14 protein-coding genes are annotated in these 19,034 nt (G+C 36.4%); 6 read left to right on the top strand and 8 right to left on the bottom strand.

What is annotated here, in order from left to right:
• Positions 1 to 479 precede the first annotated feature (479 nt).
• Complete coding sequence (locus tag A5866_RS10435; protein WP_086445457.1) at positions 480 to 821, top strand: YrdB family protein; 342 nt, start codon at positions 480 to 482, stop codon at positions 819 to 821.
• A gap of 941 nt (positions 822 to 1,762) precedes the next feature.
• Here the strand turns inward: A5866_RS10435 and A5866_RS10430 are convergent.
• The 4 genes from A5866_RS10430 to A5866_RS10415 all read right to left on the bottom strand — a co-directional run bounded on the left by A5866_RS10430 (position 1,763) and on the right by A5866_RS10415 (position 3,802).
• Positions 1,763 to 2,137: a type II toxin-antitoxin system PemK/MazF family toxin gene (locus tag A5866_RS10430; RefSeq protein ID WP_086445458.1), complete on the bottom strand. Its 375-nt coding sequence runs from the start codon at positions 2,135 to 2,137 to the stop codon at positions 1,763 to 1,765.
• Positions 2,137 to 2,355: a type II toxin-antitoxin system PemI/MazE family antitoxin gene (gene mazE / locus A5866_RS10425; RefSeq protein ID WP_086277862.1), complete on the bottom strand. Its 219-nt coding sequence runs from the start codon at positions 2,353 to 2,355 to the stop codon at positions 2,137 to 2,139. Before mazE ends, A5866_RS10430 begins: the two co-directional genes overlap by 1 nt.
• A 237-nt stretch (positions 2,356 to 2,592) precedes the next feature.
• A complete protein-coding gene (locus A5866_RS10420; RefSeq protein ID WP_086277863.1) occupies positions 2,593 to 2,979 on the bottom strand; it encodes a type II toxin-antitoxin system HicB family antitoxin in 387 nt (128 codons plus the stop codon).
• Between the two features lie 175 nt (positions 2,980 to 3,154).
• Positions 3,155 to 3,802: a FusB/FusC family EF-G-binding protein gene (locus tag A5866_RS10415; protein ID WP_086445459.1), complete on the bottom strand. Its 648-nt coding sequence runs from the start codon at positions 3,800 to 3,802 to the stop codon at positions 3,155 to 3,157.
• Positions 3,803 to 4,288: 486 nt separating this feature from the next.
• Here A5866_RS10415 and glmU point away from each other — a divergent pair, with 486 nt between their 5' ends.
• Entirely contained in the window at positions 4,289 to 5,671 is a 1,383-nt protein-coding gene (gene glmU, locus A5866_RS10410; protein ID WP_086445460.1) for a bifunctional UDP-N-acetylglucosamine diphosphorylase/glucosamine-1-phosphate N-acetyltransferase GlmU, read from the top strand.
• 42 nt (positions 5,672 to 5,713) lie between these two features.
• On the opposite strand, the gene A5866_RS10405 is transcribed toward glmU, so the two are convergent.
• Positions 5,714 to 9,472 (bottom strand): 5'-nucleotidase C-terminal domain-containing protein, encoded by a 3,759-nt coding sequence (locus A5866_RS10405; protein WP_086445461.1) that lies wholly within the window; start codon positions 9,470 to 9,472, stop codon positions 5,714 to 5,716.
• Positions 9,473 to 9,909: 437 nt separating this feature from the next.
• Here A5866_RS10405 and A5866_RS10400 point away from each other — a divergent pair, with 437 nt between their 5' ends.
• The 3 genes from A5866_RS10400 to A5866_RS10390 all read left to right on the top strand — a co-directional run bounded on the left by A5866_RS10400 (position 9,910) and on the right by A5866_RS10390 (position 13,546).
• Positions 9,910 to 10,881: a ribose-phosphate diphosphokinase gene (locus A5866_RS10400; RefSeq protein ID WP_086445462.1), complete on the top strand. Its 972-nt coding sequence runs from the start codon at positions 9,910 to 9,912 to the stop codon at positions 10,879 to 10,881.
• 419 nt (positions 10,882 to 11,300) lie between these two features.
• The gene (gene rsxC / locus A5866_RS10395) at positions 11,301 to 12,590 is read left to right on the top strand and encodes an electron transport complex subunit RsxC (RefSeq protein WP_086445463.1); all 1,290 of its coding nucleotides are present in this window, start codon (positions 11,301 to 11,303) and stop codon (positions 12,588 to 12,590) included.
• On the top strand, positions 12,590 to 13,546 hold the full coding sequence (locus A5866_RS10390; RefSeq protein ID WP_254907233.1) for an RnfABCDGE type electron transport complex subunit D: 957 nt from the start codon (positions 12,590 to 12,592) through the stop codon (positions 13,544 to 13,546). Before rsxC ends, A5866_RS10390 begins: the two co-directional genes overlap by 1 nt.
• Before the next feature lie 209 nt (positions 13,547 to 13,755).
• On the opposite strand, the gene A5866_RS10385 is transcribed toward A5866_RS10390, so the two are convergent.
• The 3 genes from A5866_RS10385 to A5866_RS10375 form a co-directional block, all read right to left on the bottom strand.
• Positions 13,756 to 13,851, bottom strand: a complete 96-nt coding sequence (locus A5866_RS10385; protein WP_139843287.1) for a type I toxin-antitoxin system Fst family toxin — start codon at positions 13,849 to 13,851, stop codon at positions 13,756 to 13,758.
• Positions 13,852 to 14,033: 182 nt separating this feature from the next.
• Complete coding sequence (gene celB / locus A5866_RS10380) at positions 14,034 to 15,380, bottom strand: PTS cellobiose transporter subunit IIC (RefSeq protein WP_086277876.1); 1,347 nt, start codon at positions 15,378 to 15,380, stop codon at positions 14,034 to 14,036.
• Between the two features lie 15 nt (positions 15,381 to 15,395).
• Complete coding sequence (locus tag A5866_RS10375) at positions 15,396 to 16,787, bottom strand: glycoside hydrolase family 1 protein (protein WP_086445464.1); 1,392 nt, start codon at positions 16,785 to 16,787, stop codon at positions 15,396 to 15,398.
• A 653-nt stretch (positions 16,788 to 17,440) separates the two neighbouring features.
• Here A5866_RS10375 and A5866_RS10370 point away from each other — a divergent pair.
• The gene (locus A5866_RS10370; RefSeq protein ID WP_086445465.1) at positions 17,441 to 18,904 is read left to right on the top strand and encodes a MucBP domain-containing protein; all 1,464 of its coding nucleotides are present in this window, start codon (positions 17,441 to 17,443) and stop codon (positions 18,902 to 18,904) included.
• Positions 18,905 to 19,034 lie beyond the last annotated feature (130 nt).

Raw genomic sequence — 19,034 nt, 5'->3', positions numbered from 1 at the left:
TGCTATCCATCTTAATATTATATACTCAAACTAGTTAATAATGAAGGAGAATACGATGATAGAAGTACTTAGTATAATAATTGCAATCAGTTTTTTTCTCAATGCTTTGCTTCATCTACTATTAATATTTGGTTTTCCTTTTGGTGAATATGTACTAGGTGGAAAAAATATTGTGCTACCATTCAAAATGAGAATTATCAGCTTTATATTTTTGGTTATCTGGACGATTGTCGGTATTAGTTATCTTAACTATAGTCAATTAATTTATATCCAGGTATTTAATCGATTTGACAGAAGCTTAATTATCTTAACGACTGTATTCCTTTTCTTCGCCATTTTTTCTAATGGGTTATTAACTAAAAGTAAGAAATAACGTAAAATAATGACACCATTTAGTCTTGTGGCTTTTGTGCTTAGCTGTATAATATTGTTCTTGTAGTTTCTAATGATGAAATACATAATCAAAAAAGGAGAACGTAATGTATTTAATTAAATATACTAATATAGCAATTGCTTTTCTAATAGAAGTAGCTGCTATATTTATTTTAGGATATTGGGGGTTCACTCTTCAGTCTAGTAAAATTATTCGTGTTACAGTTGTTTTACTAGCACCAATATTGATGATTATTATTTGGAGTATTTGGTGCGCACCATCTTCAAACTATCGCCTTGAGGGATTATGGCTCGTGATATTAAAATGTTTGCTCTTTGGAATTGTAGCATGCTGCTTATTTACTATGAAACAATCTTCTATAGCAATCATTTTTGTTACTATCGTTGCCATTAACCTTGGGCTTAGTAGCTATTTTGGAACGCTTTGATATTACTATTGTATATGAATTATGCTCAATCAGATATTTTGTTTTAGCAAATATGTTATAATTACCTGATGTTAAACACAAAAAAATGATATTAGTCAGCTACTAATACCATGAAGCGTTCGTTAAATAACCATTCACTATTATTATTGAGTAAGCAAAAAAGAATGGAAATCCATTTTTACTTTTAGTACAATAAAGATAGTCAGTAAGAAATTATTGACGAGGCAACTTGTATTATTAGTTTACGCTGATAATACAGGGCTCTGTTTGGAAGATTACCGTCTTCTGGCAGGGCGCCTTTTTTTATTTTATGTTGTAAATTTATTCTAACTTAAAGCAGTTGGAATAGTCAATAGAATTTTTTTGAACAATTTAAACAGTCAAATTTTGGCTAAAAAAACGGACAAGTTTGACAAAAGTAGTGGAATTTTGAACATTTTACTTGTATTAATGACTGTCTGAATTATCGCCCAATAATGGTTCATTTTGCCATCGAAAATCACGATTAAGCATTATAAATACTTGCTATTATGATATAATAATTAATGCAGAGAAGTGAAAAGATGATTGGCTAAATCTCTTGGAAAATGGTGATGCCTGATGATTAATGGCTGTGTCTCTGGAAAGGAATAGAGTTGTCAGGATATGAAGCATTAACACTTGCGATTAGTTTTGCAATGTTAGGAGTTGCCATATTGAAATTTAATCAAAAAAAATAAACCATTTTTTTAACTTTAGCAGGTTAAAATGGTTTACTTTTACCGTTTAATCTATAGCCGCCAGCTTTTTACTGGTACTATCTACACCAGAGAGGTATGTTAGCGCATATCTCTCTTTTCATTGTCATTATAACACGATTTTTTTATACGCTAACAAAGTTAAGGAATGAATGTTGTCAGTACTTTTTTATATTTGAGATGAACTATATCCAACTAAGTTTTTTATTCTGTCATCAAATTTGAAAAATCAAAGATCATGCTGACAATCTGTGCCGTTTCACCAATTTCTTTCAACGTCGCTTTTTCTATGAACCGAACATTTCTTTCTGGAGCAGTAAAATCAAATGTTTTAACTTGAAGAGGATTGATGTATCCAGTTATTTGATGATTGGTATCTAAAGAAATAAAATGATTTTTTGTGTTTTTCGTAGACGTTATTGGACAAACTGCAATCATTCCAGTTACGGCATTATATTCATCACTGCTAATAACAATGCCTGGCCGTTTCTTTTGAATTTCACGCCCAACGCTAGGGTCAAAGTAGATTACCACGATATCTCCGCGTTTTGGGGTATATCCGTGAACACTAAAAACCATTACATTAATTCCCTTCCAGCAGAATCTTCAGGGAACCCTTCTCCAACTTCTATCTCTTGATTGTTCTCGAAAGCTTCTTTGAATAAGTTAGACTGTTTTTTAATGAACGTTATACTCTCGTCTTCACCTTTGACGGCGACATAATCAATATTTTCTTCAATACCAAATTTAGCGGGTATTGTTAACACAATTGCATTTCCTTGTCGTCTTGTTTTCATGTTAGATCCCTCCGTATCATTTCTTTTATTATATAGTAAAAACAAAGTGAATACAATGTGATTACTTTTCTTACGAGAGAAGACTAGGCTGATTTGAAAAAAAATAATACTTTTTAGTGTGAAAATAAAATGAGCATAATCAAACCAATTGAAGCTTGGTTGTGCTCGCTTCAGGTAGAAATATTGTATCAACAAGAATTTATTCCCACAATAACTTTAAACAGCCTGCAGAAATTTTCAGACATTCAACTTATTTTTAAGTGCTTCTGTCAAAGTCTGAGAAAAATTTATATTTTCTTTTTCGGCTAAGTCATTGATCCATTCTGGAATTGATGTATTTTTTCTTACAGATTTTGAATGGAATTTCCTTCTATATTCATCTAGATCCAAAGTAACCATTAAAACGAAATCAGTTTTATTGTCTAATTTTATTTTTCTTGGATCAGATGTGGTAGGCAATTCTGTTTTATTATAGATTGCCAAACCTAACGCTTCTTGAGCCATTTCTACGGCATGCTCGATACCGTTACCAAATGTAATTACTTCTGGGAGGTCAGGAAATGTAACGTTATAGTTATTTCCTTCTTGATTAAAAATTGCTGGATATACAACTAGACTGCTCACTATAGTATTCCTCCTTTGTTAGCTCAGTTTTTTTTAGATCTTTTTGATAGAGTAAATCATTTTAGTTTAAAGAGAAATAGCCAGTCAATCTAATAATGCCAACTAGTAAAATAATTCGAAAAAGTAGGAGATCAAAAAAATAAAAACCTAGAGGCGATTTCCTCTAGGTAATGTTTTACTTCGTAAATTTCACATTCTGAACAAACGCTTCTAACTCTTCTCTGCGCTCGATATTATGGTTACATTTCTCACTATCATAGCAAATATAATTCCCACGCTTTGTGTACATCCCATCACCAGATTCTTTCACTTTAGACAGAAACATCGCAACTTCTGACGTTTCATGGCAAATCGGGCAGATGCCCTTCTGAGTCGTAGGAGCAATTGTTCCGGAAACACCGACGAGCTGTCCGTCGATTGAAGCGATAATAAATTTCTGCTGTTTCCCACTGTCATTCCAGCTGTAAAAGGTATAATCACGCAAATCCATCATTTCCCACTCGGGGATTTTTAATTTCTTCGTCTTTTTAAAAAGCTTTGTTAGTTGTTGTTTTGAAGGCAAATCAAACGGAATCACCGCTTCTTTTAACTCTTCCAAATAGTGTTCCAGTCTAGGCTTAGAAGTCGCAGCTTCTAAAAATCCTTCTAATAAAGGCTGTAACTGATCTTTATCTGCACCAAACTGTTCATTGATTTTCTCAAGAACGATCGCTTGCAGTGTTTTGATTGTATTTTTATCATTTACAGATAAATGAGCTTGTAGCAAAATATTGGCTTGTTTTCTAATAAAATTAAATTGATATGGTTGTATTTGTTTATTCATAATGGATTTCCTCTCTATCATTCAAGTGATAAAGTACTTTGCGTAAAGGCAATCCTTCAACAACCAAAGCACTTTATTATGTCAAACCTGAATGGGCTTTTGAATGAGATACGTGTGTTTGTTTAAGTATCATATTATCACCCCCAAAATAAAAGCGAAACGAGCTCGTTCAACCTTGACAGAAAAATAGGAAACATTGAATGTGATGTTTTTTGTCACAATCCATTTTTTTTCCGAGACCTTCAATCCTTAGAGCTTTAGCTCTTAGGAATTGTTGAGATCGAAGCGGAGCGAAGTGGTTAGCTCGTGTAGCTAGATAACATATAAGCATATATATTATAACGCAAATCCTCAAAATTATAAATTGGTATAGCAAAAAAGCAATTGGTTCAGTTGAAAAACCATAAAGAGTAAGCTAAACTAAAACATGGTGCATAAATTGAAAATAAACGATTGAAAATAAAACAATTCTTAGGAGTGAAGCAATTGGAAAACAGATATGTCATTATCCTCGCTGCCGGTAAAGGAACACGTATGAAATCAACACTTTATAAAGTGTTGCATCCTGTCGCTGGAAAACCAATGGTAGAGCACATCATGGATCAAGTCGAAAAAACGAATCCAAGTGAAGTTGTCACGATCGTAGGTCATGGTGCAGAAGCAATCAAAAGCCATTTAGGCGAGCGTAGCCAATATGCTTTACAAGCAGAACAATTAGGAACAGGACATGCTGTGTTGCAAGCAGAATCGCATTTAGCAGGCAAAAAAGGAACAACGCTGGTTATTACAGGAGATACACCGCTTTTGACTTCTGAAACATTAGTGAACCTTTTTGATTACCATCAAGGTAAAAACGCCAGTGCGACGATTTTAACAGCGCATGCGGAAGATCCAACGGGATATGGTCGTATCATTCGTGATCATGTAGGCATCGTTGAAAAAATCGTGGAGCAAAAAGATGCATCTGAACAAGAAGCTCGTGTTCAAGAAATCAATACTGGGACATTTTGTTTTGATAACGAGGCGTTATTCAATGCTTTATCTAAAATCAATACCAACAATGCCCAAGGCGAATATTATTTAACAGATATTATTGAGATCCTTAAAAAAGAAGGCAAAACTGTCGCGGCCTATCAAATGGCTGACTTTGAAGAAGCGATGGGAATCAATGATCGTGTAGCTTTAGCTGAAGCGAATAAAATCATGCACCGTCGTTTAAATACGATGCATATGAGAAATGGTGTATCCTTTATCGATCCTGATTCAACTTATATCGATGAAGGTGTCGTGATTGGTTCAGATACAGTAATTGAAGCAGGGGTACATTTAAAAGGGAAAACAGTGATTGGGGATGATTGTTTCATCGGTGCACATTCTGAAATCGTTGATAGTGTAATTGAAGATAATGTGAAAATCACCCAATCAATTGTCGAGGAAAGTATTATTCGCAAAGATGCAGACGTAGGCCCATTTGCTCATATTCGTCCAAAAGCTGAAATCGGCGAACGTGTTCACGTTGGTAACTTTGTGGAAATCAAAAATGCAACGGTGGCAGAAGATACTAAAGTCGGACATCTGACTTATGTTGGGGATGCTGATTTAGGTAAAAATATCAATGTTGGCTGTGGTGTAGTTTTTGTGAACTACGATGGTAAAGACAAACATCGGACGAGCATTGGCGATCATGCGTTTATTGGATCAGCGACAAATTTGATTGCACCTGTGAATGTTGCAGCGAATTCAGTTATCGCAGCAGGTTCAACCATTACAGATGATGTAGCTGAGTTTGACTTAGCGATTGCTCGTGCAAGACAAGTGAATAAAGAAGGCTATGGGAAAAACATGCCTTATATGAATAACGAGAAATAAGAAAAAAGATGACTGCACTTGTTTGGCAGCCATCTTTTTTAGTTATCCTATTTTCCGTTTACGATTATATTCATAGAAACTATAACCAGAAAGACCAATGATAAGGATACCTAAACCACCATAGGTAACAATTTTTTCACCCATTTTCGGGTAATTCACTGTTTTATCACTAGGTTTTGCTGGTTTTAGCTCATTCGGTTTTGTTTTATCTGGATCTTTTGGATCAGGATTTGGTACAGGTTCGGGTTTGTTTTTCTTATTGAACTCAGCTTCTGAAATGGAGACGATCCGTTCACCTGGAAAGGCTTCTTTGTATTGTGATAAGTCAATATTTGTAGCAGCATCATATAAACGAAGGTTTGCACCTTGTTTTAGATGATTGATCAAGACTGTGTCTAAAGAAGGGCCTTCTTCACGCTCGCCGCCTAGCATATCATAGCCATCGCCGCCAGCTGCCAAGTAGTCGTTTGTCGCCATATGATAGGTTGCTTTTTCATCGATTGGCGCGAATTTTCCGGTCGTGCGGTCTTGAACTTCAATTTGCAATACTCGTTCTCCAACAATGGTTTTATCTGTCCCGTTGCCTTCGTCTGCTGGCAGTAAAGAACCTTTTTTAGTTGAATCATAGTGTACACGAATCGTGCTGGAAACATGAAGGAAACCGCCATTTGCACCAAGTTTAGGCTGATTAAAGTCATCTAATATGATCTTACCATTTTTGTCTTTTTGAGCCATAGAGCGAAGGGATAATTCAAACATATCTTTGACTTGGCTACCTGTAACACTGATTTGAGAGATACTATTTCCAAACGGCATGACGGCAATAACATCACCTAACGTTACTTTGCCAGGTTCAATATTTGCTCGGATACCGCCACCATTTGTAACAGCGAAATCGGTTTGGCTTTTAAAGCCGTGTTGTCCATAAGTCCACATGGCATCTCCAATCAAATTCCCTAAATTGGTTTCTCTAGTTCGTACATTATCGCGTTCTCCATTGAATTGATAAGGATTGTTTTCAATTACAACCTCTGAGCCCCACTCTTCAAAATTAGCTTTAGCTTGATCAACTAATGCTTTGACTGCAGGATTTTCCTCTAAGCTAGCTAAAGATTCTGCTGGTGTTAAGGAAGCTGTTTTTTTGCTAAGGTCTGTTAAGTCAACATCTACTAAACCGACATTGTTCAAGTAATTCCCTGTTTGGGTATACATGACGTTTCCAAACTGTTTGCCGCCATCTACAGCTGTATGTGAATGGCCATCTAAAACAGTGATATTCAAATCAGGATATTCTTTACTTAATGTTTCAGCCAATGTATCGCCACGCCATTCATGTGGTGTGGTTTCGTCGATGCCTAAATGACCTGTTACAACATAAGCAGTAACCGCTTCGCCAGAATCTTTGATTGCGTTGATTGCTTTTTTCGTTTCAGCGATTGGATCGGCAAACGTCACACCTTTTACATTGTTTGGGTGAGTTTTCGTTGCTGTTTCTGGTGTCGTTACCCCAATAATTGCGTATTTCTTCCCAGTTTTTTCAACGATTGTGTAAGGTTCAAAGACCAGTTTTCCATCTTTAAATGTGTTGTTGGATAAGATTGGAAAGTTCAGTTTGTTCTTATATTCCATGGCCGTATCAAATCCAAAGTCAAATTCATGGTTACCAACAGCCATCGCATCGTAGCCCACTTCATTCATGACAGCTGCCATATCCATTCCTTTAGAGAAATTGGAGATCGGCAAACCTTGGAAAACATCTCCTGCATCAATCAAAAGGTCAGGTTGTACTAAATCTTTGTACGTTTTTAATCGAGCCATGCCTAAAACATCCTTGCCGTTACCTTCTAAACGTCCGTGAACATCGTTTGTATGCATGATCGTGATTGATTCAGGTGAGAAGCCAGCATTGAGAATATCTTGTTTTGTGATTGGTTTGACGTTAGGCGTCCGACCATCGGCAGCAGGTTGTGTTTGTAAGGTACCATCATTCACTAGTTTAACAGCTAGATCACGCCAGTTTTTATTGAAATGATAGCCAATCACTTCCCAGTTATTTTCAATTTCAACTACGGGATCAAGAGTTTGTTTTTCACGTATATAATCAGCGATCAAACCACGAAGTGTTTCTGGATCAGTGGATTTGATGGGTTCTTCCGTCACGAGACCTTGTGTTAATAATCCTTCATAACGATAATTGTTCATAGCAATGCTATAATTTGCAGCCGGGTCAACTGGTTTTTCGTCGATCGTTGGATTGATTATACGCTGTCCATGTGGTTTAGAGATATCGATTTTATAAGAAATTCCAGAAAAAACATCATAGTTGTATACACGGATTTTTTCGTTAAAACTAATAGTTAAATCATCTGGACTAGGCGTATTGTAATAATCCGCTTGATTTTCCATGTATGTTAAAAGATTTTCCCCAGTGATATTGACACTGACTAATGTATTAGGATATTTATAAATATCAAAGATGTTTGAGTATGAGATATCTCCTGCGTTTAATTTACTATCTGCTTTAAAGAGAGCAGAGGCAGCAAGCTGTGAACCAGTTGCTTTTCGTTGAACATTGTTGATCAGAGAAATCATGGCAGTCGGACGCAGTTGCGCTTCTGGAATTCCTTTTATTTCTTCAGGCGGTAAAAAGTCGCCAGTCGCTGTTCCAATTTTTTCTGAGATAAATTCTCTCGTTTTATCATGGTATTCTTTCGTTTCTGCTTTTAATGTTTCATCTGCTGGGACAGTTTTAGTACTTATGATGGCGGGAACACTGTTTTTGACGTGCCATTTGTCTCCAGTTTTTTCGAGATCAAGGTCGATCTTAATCATTTCGGTTCCGGTATCTTTAGGACCAGCGACAGGAACAGGGCCATTTGGTCCTTGGATTTTTTCTGCGAAAGAACGGTGATCATGGCCTAAAATATACGCATCGATACCAGAGACATTCGTGATGACTTGATCGGCACTTGCAGCCGGATCAGAGTTTTCACGTCCAGCATGGATCGAAGCAACAATGATATCCGTATCGTTTTTTAGCTCAGCGACGGCTTTTTCTGCTTCTTCTTTCAAAGGATTAAAGTAAAGGCTGTCAACTTTCGCACCATCCCACAAAGGAATTTGCGGTGTGGTTAAACCTATGATACCAACGGTTAAGTCTGTGGTACCATCACCATCTAGGTCAACAGCTTTTTTCGTGGTTCCGCCAACAAAGCGGCTTCCTGAGTCTTTGACATAGGTGTTTGCAGATAAGATTGGAAATGCGGCTTCAGTATCAAGTTTTGTGATTAAATCCAAGCCAAAATTGAATTCATGGTTCCCCAAAACCATGGCATCATATTCCATATAGTTCATTGCTTTGATCATTGGATTTGGTTTCGCTATTAAAGGCGTTTTATTGTAAAGGTCATCCGTTAAAATCGTTCCTTGGTTCATATCGCCATTATCGATCAGAATCGTGCCGTTAGGATTTTCTGCACGAATGTTATTCACGACAGAGCTGACCTGAGACAATCCAACAGGTGTTTGCTTATCATCTTCATATGACCAGTTCCATAGCTGGCCGTGGACATCTGAGGTACCTAAAATGGTAAGTCTCTGTGCTGTTCCTTCTTTATTGGTTGGAGTAGTGGTCTCTTGTTCATCCGGTGTTGTACTTGAAACAGTAGATTCTGGTTGTGTTGTTTCTGAGGTTTGTTGCTCGATTGCGAATGCAGTTGTGGCGCTAGTGCTTGCTAATAAGGTGGAAACCATCAATACTTGTAACCCAAGTTGTACTTTTTTCAAAACAGACTTTTTCACAAAATTCCTCCTCAAATTATAAGCTGAATGAGCTGTTTAGTATCGGTGGAAAATAATGGAAACTGATTGAAGTGTGTTTTGTTCAGTCAGTTTTTATCTTTTCCACGAGACCGCAGCTCATGAAGCTAGATAATACGTACTTTTAGTTCCTTAGCGGTTTATAAAAGGATGATAATACGCTTTCATTTTTATCAACCTCCTAAATAGTAATATATATTTTTAACCTTGTCATTAGAAATTACGCTATTTTTTTAAAAGAAAATGGCAAAATCACTATATTTTAATGTTACTCATTTTTTTCGTGTCCAGAGTTGTGCATTTTTATTAGAAAATTGTATTATTTTGGAGGAATGCCCCAAAATCACTTGATTTATTTTGAAAAAGTGACTACTATTTATAAGGAAACTATTGTTCAGTACAAGAAAGTGGAGGTCCTCATGTCAAAACATTATTTTGATCCTAGATTGAAAATCTTTTCTCTTAACTCGAATCGTCCATTAGCAGAAAAAATCGCTGCAGCTGTCGGTGTCGAATTAGGAAAATCTTCTGTCACTCAATTCAGTGATGGTGAAATTCAAGTAAATATTGAAGAAAGTATTCGTGGTTCTCACGTCTATGTCATCCAATCAACAAGCAGTCCAGTCAATGATAATTTGATGGAATTATTGATTATGATCGATGCCTTAAAACGTGCCAGTGCAAAAACAATCAACGTTGTGATGCCTTATTATGGTTATGCACGTCAAGATCGTAAAGCGCGCGCTCGTGAACCGATCACAGCGAAACTTGTAGCAAATATGCTTGAAAAAGCAGGAGCAACTAGAATGTTGACATTGGATTTACATGCCGTTCAAATTCAAGGATTCTTCGATATTCCAGTCGATCACTTGATGGGCGCTCCATTAATCGCAGATTACTTTATGGAACATGGCATTCAAGGCGATGACGTTGTCGTTGTATCTCCTGACCATGGTGGTGTGACACGTGCCCGTAAACTTGCGGAATACTTGAAATCACCAATCGCAATCATCGACAAACGCCGTCCAAAAGCGAATGTTGCGGAAGTTATGAATATTATTGGACATGTAGAAGGAAAGATCTGTGTCTTGATTGATGATATGATCGACACGGCTGGAACGATTTCATTAGCAGCTAATGCGTTACAAGAAGCTGGAGCAAAAGAAGTATATGCGTCATGTACACACCCAGTTTTATCAGGACCAGCATTACAACGTATTGAAGACTCTGCTATCAAACGCTTAGTTGTGACAGATTCTATCTATCTTTCTGATGATCGTAAAATCGACAAAATCGATGAAATCAGTGTTGGCGAATTAATTGGTGATGCCATCAAACGTATCCATGAAAATAAACCAGTTAGTCCATTGTTTGAAACGAAACGTAAATAGTATTAAATAAAAAACATTATTTTGTCTATCAAAATAGTGTTTTTTTCATTTATTACTTATCAAAATAGGCAGATAACAGGAGAAGATTGGATTTGAGAGTAGTTGGATCAAACCAATATGCAATGAATTGACTAAGAAAACGGTTTACTCTGTTTATTTGTTAAGAGAAAGAGAACCATTGATTTGTCTGAGAAATAGCAAGTTCAACTTTAGACAATTAGTGGAAAAAATAGTGATTCAAAAGGAAAGCCACTTGATAAACTGAACTTATTAGAAAAAAGTCAGGAGAAAAAATGAAAAGAGAAAAATATGAGATTTGGGGTTTAACGCTCCAATTAGTCGTTGTAGCAATTGCACTAGTCTATTACTTTTTTATATACAGATAGACGGAAAATTTAGAGTAGAGGGAAGGTAAGTAAATGATTTTGAACATCAAAAGAAAACTTGGTGGTGTGATGGTTCCAAAAAATAAATGGTCAACCAAGCTGGAAACAATCAAAGTTTTACAAGCACCTAAACAAATCATTTTACCAATGAATATGCACATCGGTAAACCGGCAAAAATCGTTGTATCCATTGGGCAAAAAGTGAAAATCGGAACACTGATTGGAGAAAAAGACGGTTTGATTTCAGCCAATATACATAGTTCAGTTTCTGGAACCGTTGAAAAAATCGAAGAAAGAACCATTGGAAATAGTGAAGTATCCGTTGTGATCATCAAAAATGATTTTCAAGATACATATGAAGTACCTCGTTTAATTAGCGAAAACATAGTAGAAACAATCAAAAATAACGGAATCGTCGGTATGGGTGGAGCTGGTTTTCCGACCGATGTAAAATTTCTTTTAAAAGAACACCAACAAATAGAAACATTGATCATAAATGCAGCGGAGTGCGAACCTTTTGTCACGGCTGATCGACGAATCATTATTGAAGAACTTAATGAGTTTATCGAAGGAATCCGTCTCATTCAAACAAGCTGTTCCATCAAGCAATGTGTGGTTGCAATCGAACGTTCATCAGAAGAGGCGATTCAAAAACTAAAAGAAAAAATCGATGATAAGCACATCAAGTTAGCCATTTTACCGAATCATTATCCTCAAGGAGGGGAAAAGATTGTGATCAAAGCTGTCTTGGGAAGAGAACTGCCAGTTGGGAAATTACCGATTGATTTAAATGCAGGGATCATGAATGTTTCTACGGTGTTAGCAACGTTACATGCATTGAAAGAAAATCGCCCATTAATCGATCGCGTAGTAACTGTTTCTGGTACCCCAATCAAGCACCCTCAAAATCTACGTATCAGAATTGGTACGCCAATCGAGCACGTAATTGAAGCGTGTGGCGGTTTTATTGAAAGCCCGATGAAAATGATCAATGGTGGTCCAATGATGGGGAAAGTAATCCAAAGTCTAGACGAACCAGTAACCAAAACAACTTCTTTGATCCTTGGATTGACTCGAGAAGAAGCGAAAATACCTGAAGAACAAAATTGTATTCGCTGTTCAGAATGTATCAACGCTTGCCCCGTTAATTTACAGCCTATTTCGATCAGTAACGCTTATCGAGCAGGAGATATCGAGGAAACGAAACGATTAGGTGTGTTGAATTGTATCGATTGTGGCGCCTGTTCTTATATTTGTCCGTCAAAAATCGATATTTTAGGTGATATTCGAGCAGCAAAGCAGAAAGTATTGGGGAGTCGCTGATGATAAACACAGAATATACAAGTACAGGGCCATTTATGGGGCCTCATATTAGAGAAAAATGGACATCTCAGTGGATCATGCAACAAGTGATGATTGCTTTGGTATTTCCAACTATTGCCGCAACTTACTTTTTTGGTTGGTGGTCGCTCATCATGGTGTTGGCGAGCATCGTTGCGTGTGTCGGACTTGAGTTTATTTTTCAAAAAGTCGTTTGGAAGAAAGGAACGATCAATGATTATAGTGCCGTGATCACAGGTTGGCTATTGGCGTTGACATTACCTGTTACCGCACCTTTATGGACGTTACTTATTGGCGATTTTATTGCGATCATTGTAGTAAAACAATTGACAGGTGGAATTGGTCGGAACTGGTTGAATCCAGCTGTAGCAGCCCGAGTGTTGTTGAAATTATTCTTTTCACCATGGATCACGAATTGGGTTACACCGCAACCGGATGTTGTGGCAACTGCGACACCATTAGTTGATTTAGGGAATTTTGCGAGAGAGATTTCACCGACAACGCCTGATTTAGTTGATTTGTTTATGGGGTTTGGGTTAGGTGGCCCAATTGGTGAGACGTGCAAGTTCGCTTTGCTTTTATCAGCGAGTTATTTGATTGCGCGAAAGATTATCAATCCGTTGGTACCAGTTATTACAATGGCTTCATTTTATGGGGCAATTTTATTATATAGTTCATTTAATTTTGCCTTTACGAGTGCTCATTTGTTAAGTGGAGCGTTGATTTTTGCGGCGGTCTTTATGGTGACGGATTATACGACTTCACCGTTGACGGATAAAGGGAAGTATATATTTGCGCTTGGCTGCGGTGTACTAGCAGCAATTTTGCGGATCAGTATGGATTTACCTGGGGGAATCGGGGTCGCGATTTTAGTAATGAATTTGTTGGTACCTGTAATCAATAAGTACACGGTGTCACGGATTTATGGTGAAAGCTAGTAAAATAAGATATGACATATGATAGCCCTGCTTATAAATAAATCGTATACCCAATCAGATTGATTTTTACGATGATTTTTGCTCTAATTATGTTACAAAACGATACCAGTTTTTCCAACGATACACAAAAATCACTCTATTCTTGGTAGAGTGGTTTTTGTTTACATTTGTTATGATTTCAAATGTGTGGGTTAGATAGGCAACTTGTTTTAGTCATTGTCTTTTTCATCTAACCTATGAGAAATTAGTTGAATCACTAAACCTACAAAAATAGGCGCAATAACTAATGATACCAATTTATCCAACAACCCTCACCCCCTTTTGGGGCAAGTTGGCGACAAAATTATAGCATGTGAAGTAAAAACGACGGAATAGACTTATGTTTTTTTAGAAAGTAAATTCGATTATTGTCCATCTTACTGGAACAATTTGAACGTACAGAAAAAAAGCTAGTGGATCTCTTGACAGATCCACTAGCTTTTTTCTATTAATCCTTCTCCAATGCGGCCATCTGTTCACCGTACAATTTTCCATCATACATCTTGAAAAATGGATAGTAACAAATAATCGAAACAGCTAAATTAATCAGGGCAATCAATACAGCTCTAAAATCGCCACCAGTTCCAAGAAACGCCCCAATTCCCACAGGCGAAATCCAAGGAATCCCAGTAATCACCTTATTCACTAACCCAAGAGAAGAAGCAAAATAGGCAATCGTCACATTGATCAAAGGCGTTATAATAAACGGAATGATCAAATAAGGATTATAAACGATCGGTGCTCCGAAAATCACAGGCTCGTTGATATTAAACAAACCAGGTAATACAGCTGCTTTACCCAGAACTTTTAGCTGATCAGATTTTGCCGCAAAAATCATCAGCAAAACCAACCCCAACGTACTGCCTGCACCCCCAATAAAGATATACATATTGACAAAGTCGCCAGCGAAAATATTTGATCCGCCATCAATATTTTCTGTTAAAGCCACTAATAAAATCGGATTGATAAAACTATTCTTGATCACGGCTGTTCCATGAACCCCAACAGCCCATAGCAGATGGATCAATAGCATGATCACAATGATTCCCAACCAAGAACCTGTTAGATCTTTAACGAACTCAAATGGTTTTGACAATAATCCATGTAAATCGGTATGGAACACCGCTAAAATTGTATTGATAAATAACATCACAAATGCAATAAAGATGGCAGGAATCAATGAAGCAAAAGCTTTACTTACACCATCAGGAACCCCTTCAGGCATTCGGATCGTAATATTTTTTTTCACACACCAACGATAAATTTGAGTAGCAATCACAGCTGTAATGATCCCAATAAAAATCCCAACGCCACTAAAGCGAGTGACCCAACCACCAAGTGCAATTCCATTATAAACAATCGATGTTTCACTTTCCGCTTGAATCAGCTGGGCACCGCCATCGACGATATCTGTTTGCACAATAGTCATCAAAAAAGCAAATAACCCCAATATCGCTCCAACAAAACTACTCAGCCCATCACTTTCTTCTTTCCGGTAGATATCGGTTAAATAATAAGCTGTCGCTAAACAGTAAAAAATGGCGATCGACCCAATCGACATCGTGGTAGCCACACTATAAATTGGCGCAAATTTCAAAATCGTATTCTCAAAAAACGGAGCTAGTGGCGGAATGATTTGCGGCAAATTATTGATGATCAGAAAAATCGAGCCAACAATTGTAAAAGGCACCGTAATGATCCCAGCTTGCATAATCGCTCGAATAAAGCGTAAATTCGCAACTTTATTCAAAGGCGGCATCAATTTTGTTTCTAAAAAAGTAAATACTTTATTCATTTTTTTCTCCTTTCTTTATGAGGGCAGTTGATTGGTTTTGATCAAGGATTTGTACCAATAAAAACTATCTTTTTTATAACGAGTGAGTTCTTTTTCATCTTGCTCTGTACGATCTACATAAATAAATCCATAACGCTTGCTGATACCTTCATGAACACTGATTAAGTCGATTGCCGACCATGGGCTATACCCAATCAAGTCAACACCTGCCTCAATAGCTTGTAAACATTGGGCAATATGTTGCTCTAGATAGTTGACACGGTAAGAATCGTGAATTTTACCATCTGCTGTTAATTCATCTTTGGCACCTAAACCATTTTCGGTAATGATGATTGGTAAATGATAGCGGTCATAAAGAGTTTGCAAAGTAGTTTTTAACCCATCAGGATCGATCGTCCAATTGAATTCATTTTTCTGCAAATAGGGATTGGTAAAGCCTTTATAGAAGCCCCATTCCATAATGTCTTCACTTTGCTGATCACTGATACCATTGGCCATATCATTTTTTTCGGTTGGTTTTTCTACAGTGACAGTGGTGTAGAAATTCATTGCCACAAAATCTGGAAAGTGATGTTCCATCAAATCTTGATCTTCAGCAGCGAATTCAATTGTGATATCGTTACGGTTTAAATAGTCTTTAAACACAGCGTTGTAACGACCAAAGCAAGAGAAATCAAGATAAGCCCAGTTCCGAACGCTATTAAAATAAAGTGATGCTTGGTTATCCATCGGTTTACTCGTTGCTGGATAGACTAGGGAAATGTTTGGTACGGGACCAATTTGTCCGCCTTCGATCAATTCATGGCATCGTTTGAATGCATATTTTTCAGCAATCATTAAATGATGGAATTGTTGGTATTTTTCTTGTAGCGGAATTTCTTTCCCTAGAATCTTTTTATCGACTAGCAACATGATGTTTGGCTCGTTGATCGTTAGCCAGTGTTTCACTCGGTCACCATAAGCTTCAAACAGTGTTTCAGCATAAACTTTGAAGGCCTCTACGGTACTGCGATTACTCCAACCACCTTCGTCTTCTAAGGCTTGGGGTAAATCAAAATGATTTAACGTGATATATGGCTGAATGTTATATTTTAATAATTCATCGATCACATCGCTATAATGTTGTACTCCTAGTTGATTAACTTCGCCCCGTCCTTTTGGGAAAATTCTAGTCCAAGCAATGGAAAAGCGGAAGATCTTGATTCCCATCTCAGCTAATAAACGAATGTCCTCTTTATAGTGGTGATAATGATCCACAGCAATAGTAAAATCTGCAATTTCATGGTTATCTCTTTCGCGAGTATCTTGAACGCTTAAGCCTTTACCGTCAGCCTGATATGCTCCTTCTGTTTGGTGGGCAGAAATAGATGCGCCCCATAGGAAATTTTCTGGAAATGTAAGTGTCATGTAGGTTTCTCCAATCAATATTTTTTGTAAAGCGTTTTCTTGATTTTAGAATAAGCGATTGTTTCACTAAATTCAATGCAATCTAAAGAACTGTTCATGAAAGAATTTATATGAACAGTTCGAGTAATACGGTTAAGATGAGTTTAGGACTTAATACTTTGATCCATATCCCAGTCAGTCAAAACCCAAACGTCAATTTCCTTTTTAAATGGTGGTGTACTCGCCTCGATAATTTGCGGTTTATAATTTAAGCCGATTTATTCAAATCATTTAAAATGTAAAAAAGAATTGGAATCTTTACTTTCTAGTTCTTTCTTTATTTCATAAATAGTTACTCAATATGCTCCAGTCATATTTTGAATGAGCGTTATTGGTGTCCGTTTTATTGTATCATATCTTTAATATGAAGGATTAACTGAACATAGATTTCGTTATGATTATTTGAACACTATATAGCTAAAAATGGTGGGAGAAAGTGCAGAAAAGGAAGTGTAAAAAAATAGATAGTTACTGTAAACTTCACCATGCCCAATTTAAATATATTACATTTAAATAAAGTTTAAATAGATTTTGTTGTAAAATAAAATAATTTATTTTGAATTTCTCCATACTTGTGTTTAAATGAAATAATAATATCTTTAAGGGGGATTTATATGCATAAGAAAAAGACTCTATGTTTGTTAGCAGGCTTTGTTTTTTTTCTCTCTTTTTTAAGTAGCTCAATAGTACTGGCAGCTGAAGACGATTCAACCAGTACTATTGTGTATAATTATGCTTCAATTGATACGCTGACGGATGAACAAAGAAATAACATCATACAAGGGAACCCCAGTGAAACCAATCTACACGATAGTGAAAACTATTTATTTGTTTATCAAAAAGAAGATTTAAAAACTGAACAGAATAAAAACAGTAATGTTTCTGGAAATAAAATGCTACTGAAAACAGGAGATACTGGCTCTAATAAGGGATTAGTTACTTTGGGTTCTGCTTTTATTTTGGGAAGCATTGTCTTTTTTAGTTGGAAAAAGAAACAAAGAAAGCATTTTTTATTAATCTTTATTTTCTTAGGCGGAAGTGGATTCACAAGTTCGTTTGCTTATGCAATAGAACAAGAGTATTTGAGAGAACCTGTATCTGTAATTGCGCCTAAAGGAACGAAAGAGACAAAAAAACCAGAAGTTATATCAGGCTACACTTATATAGGGTATATTCATACGTTTGATAACAATAATGTTCCCATTCCTGAAAAAAAAGGAACAGTAATCGTTAATTATCAAAATGAGAACGGAGATACACTAATCCCTAGTGAAATCTTAGAGGGAACTCTTGGGAAAACATTTGAAACAACACTCAAAGATATTGAAGGTTATAGTTACAAAAGAGTAGAGGGGAATCCAAAGGGGGTCATTAGTGAAACAACTCAAGTTGTAACATATGTGTATACAAAAGTGCCTGTTGCGGAAGGAAACATTCTTATTAATTATGTGGATCAAGAAGGAAATGAGATACATGAATCACAAATAATTAGTGGGAATATAGGCGACCTCTACGACGCATCCACAGACAATTATCAGTTGAAAATTGAAGGATATACATTAGATACAACAAAATTACCAAGTAATATTAAAGGGGTAATCAAACAGCAAAAGCAAGAAGTAAGATTTGTTTACAATAAAGAAGTACAGGACGCTACAATTACCATTAAGTTTATTGATAGTGATGGGAATCCGTTTACTCTGTATAATTTAATGACGTATAAAAATGGTTCTCTTATCCCTAGATACCCTAATCTGGATAAATATCATATGCAGTTAGACTATAATAAACAACTATACAACCAAGGAGAACAAGTACCTAACATTGTTTTACAAAGTAAAATAGATGAAACATATTCTTTACCAGAGAAAATGACATTCAAGATATTAGATGCAGAAGGAAATGAAGTGTCACAAGTTGGTTCTGTAAATGAAGATACAAGTTACAGTGGAATAAGGTATTGGCAAAATTATAACCAAATACCAGATAATCGAGAAGGAATTGTTGATTCTGAAAATATAGTAATAACCTATAGAATATTAGCTTATGTATTCTCGACTCCACCTGATGAGGAATAATCCCTTAAAAATCCTCATTGTAAAATTGAAATATATGTTGTTCGTCGGAATAAGCATTGCGTAATTTAAAAAAAACAGACAAATGTAAGACTATTTATCGAATAAAGAAAGAACTGGAAAATTAGAATGC

The organism is Enterococcus sp. 12C11_DIV0727 (assembly GCF_002148425.2).
GTDB lineage: Bacteria > Bacillota > Bacilli > Lactobacillales > Enterococcaceae > Enterococcus_L > Enterococcus_L lemimoniae.
Note: the sequence above shows the minus strand (reverse complement) of the source record. Positions and strands in the feature narration are given on the sequence as shown.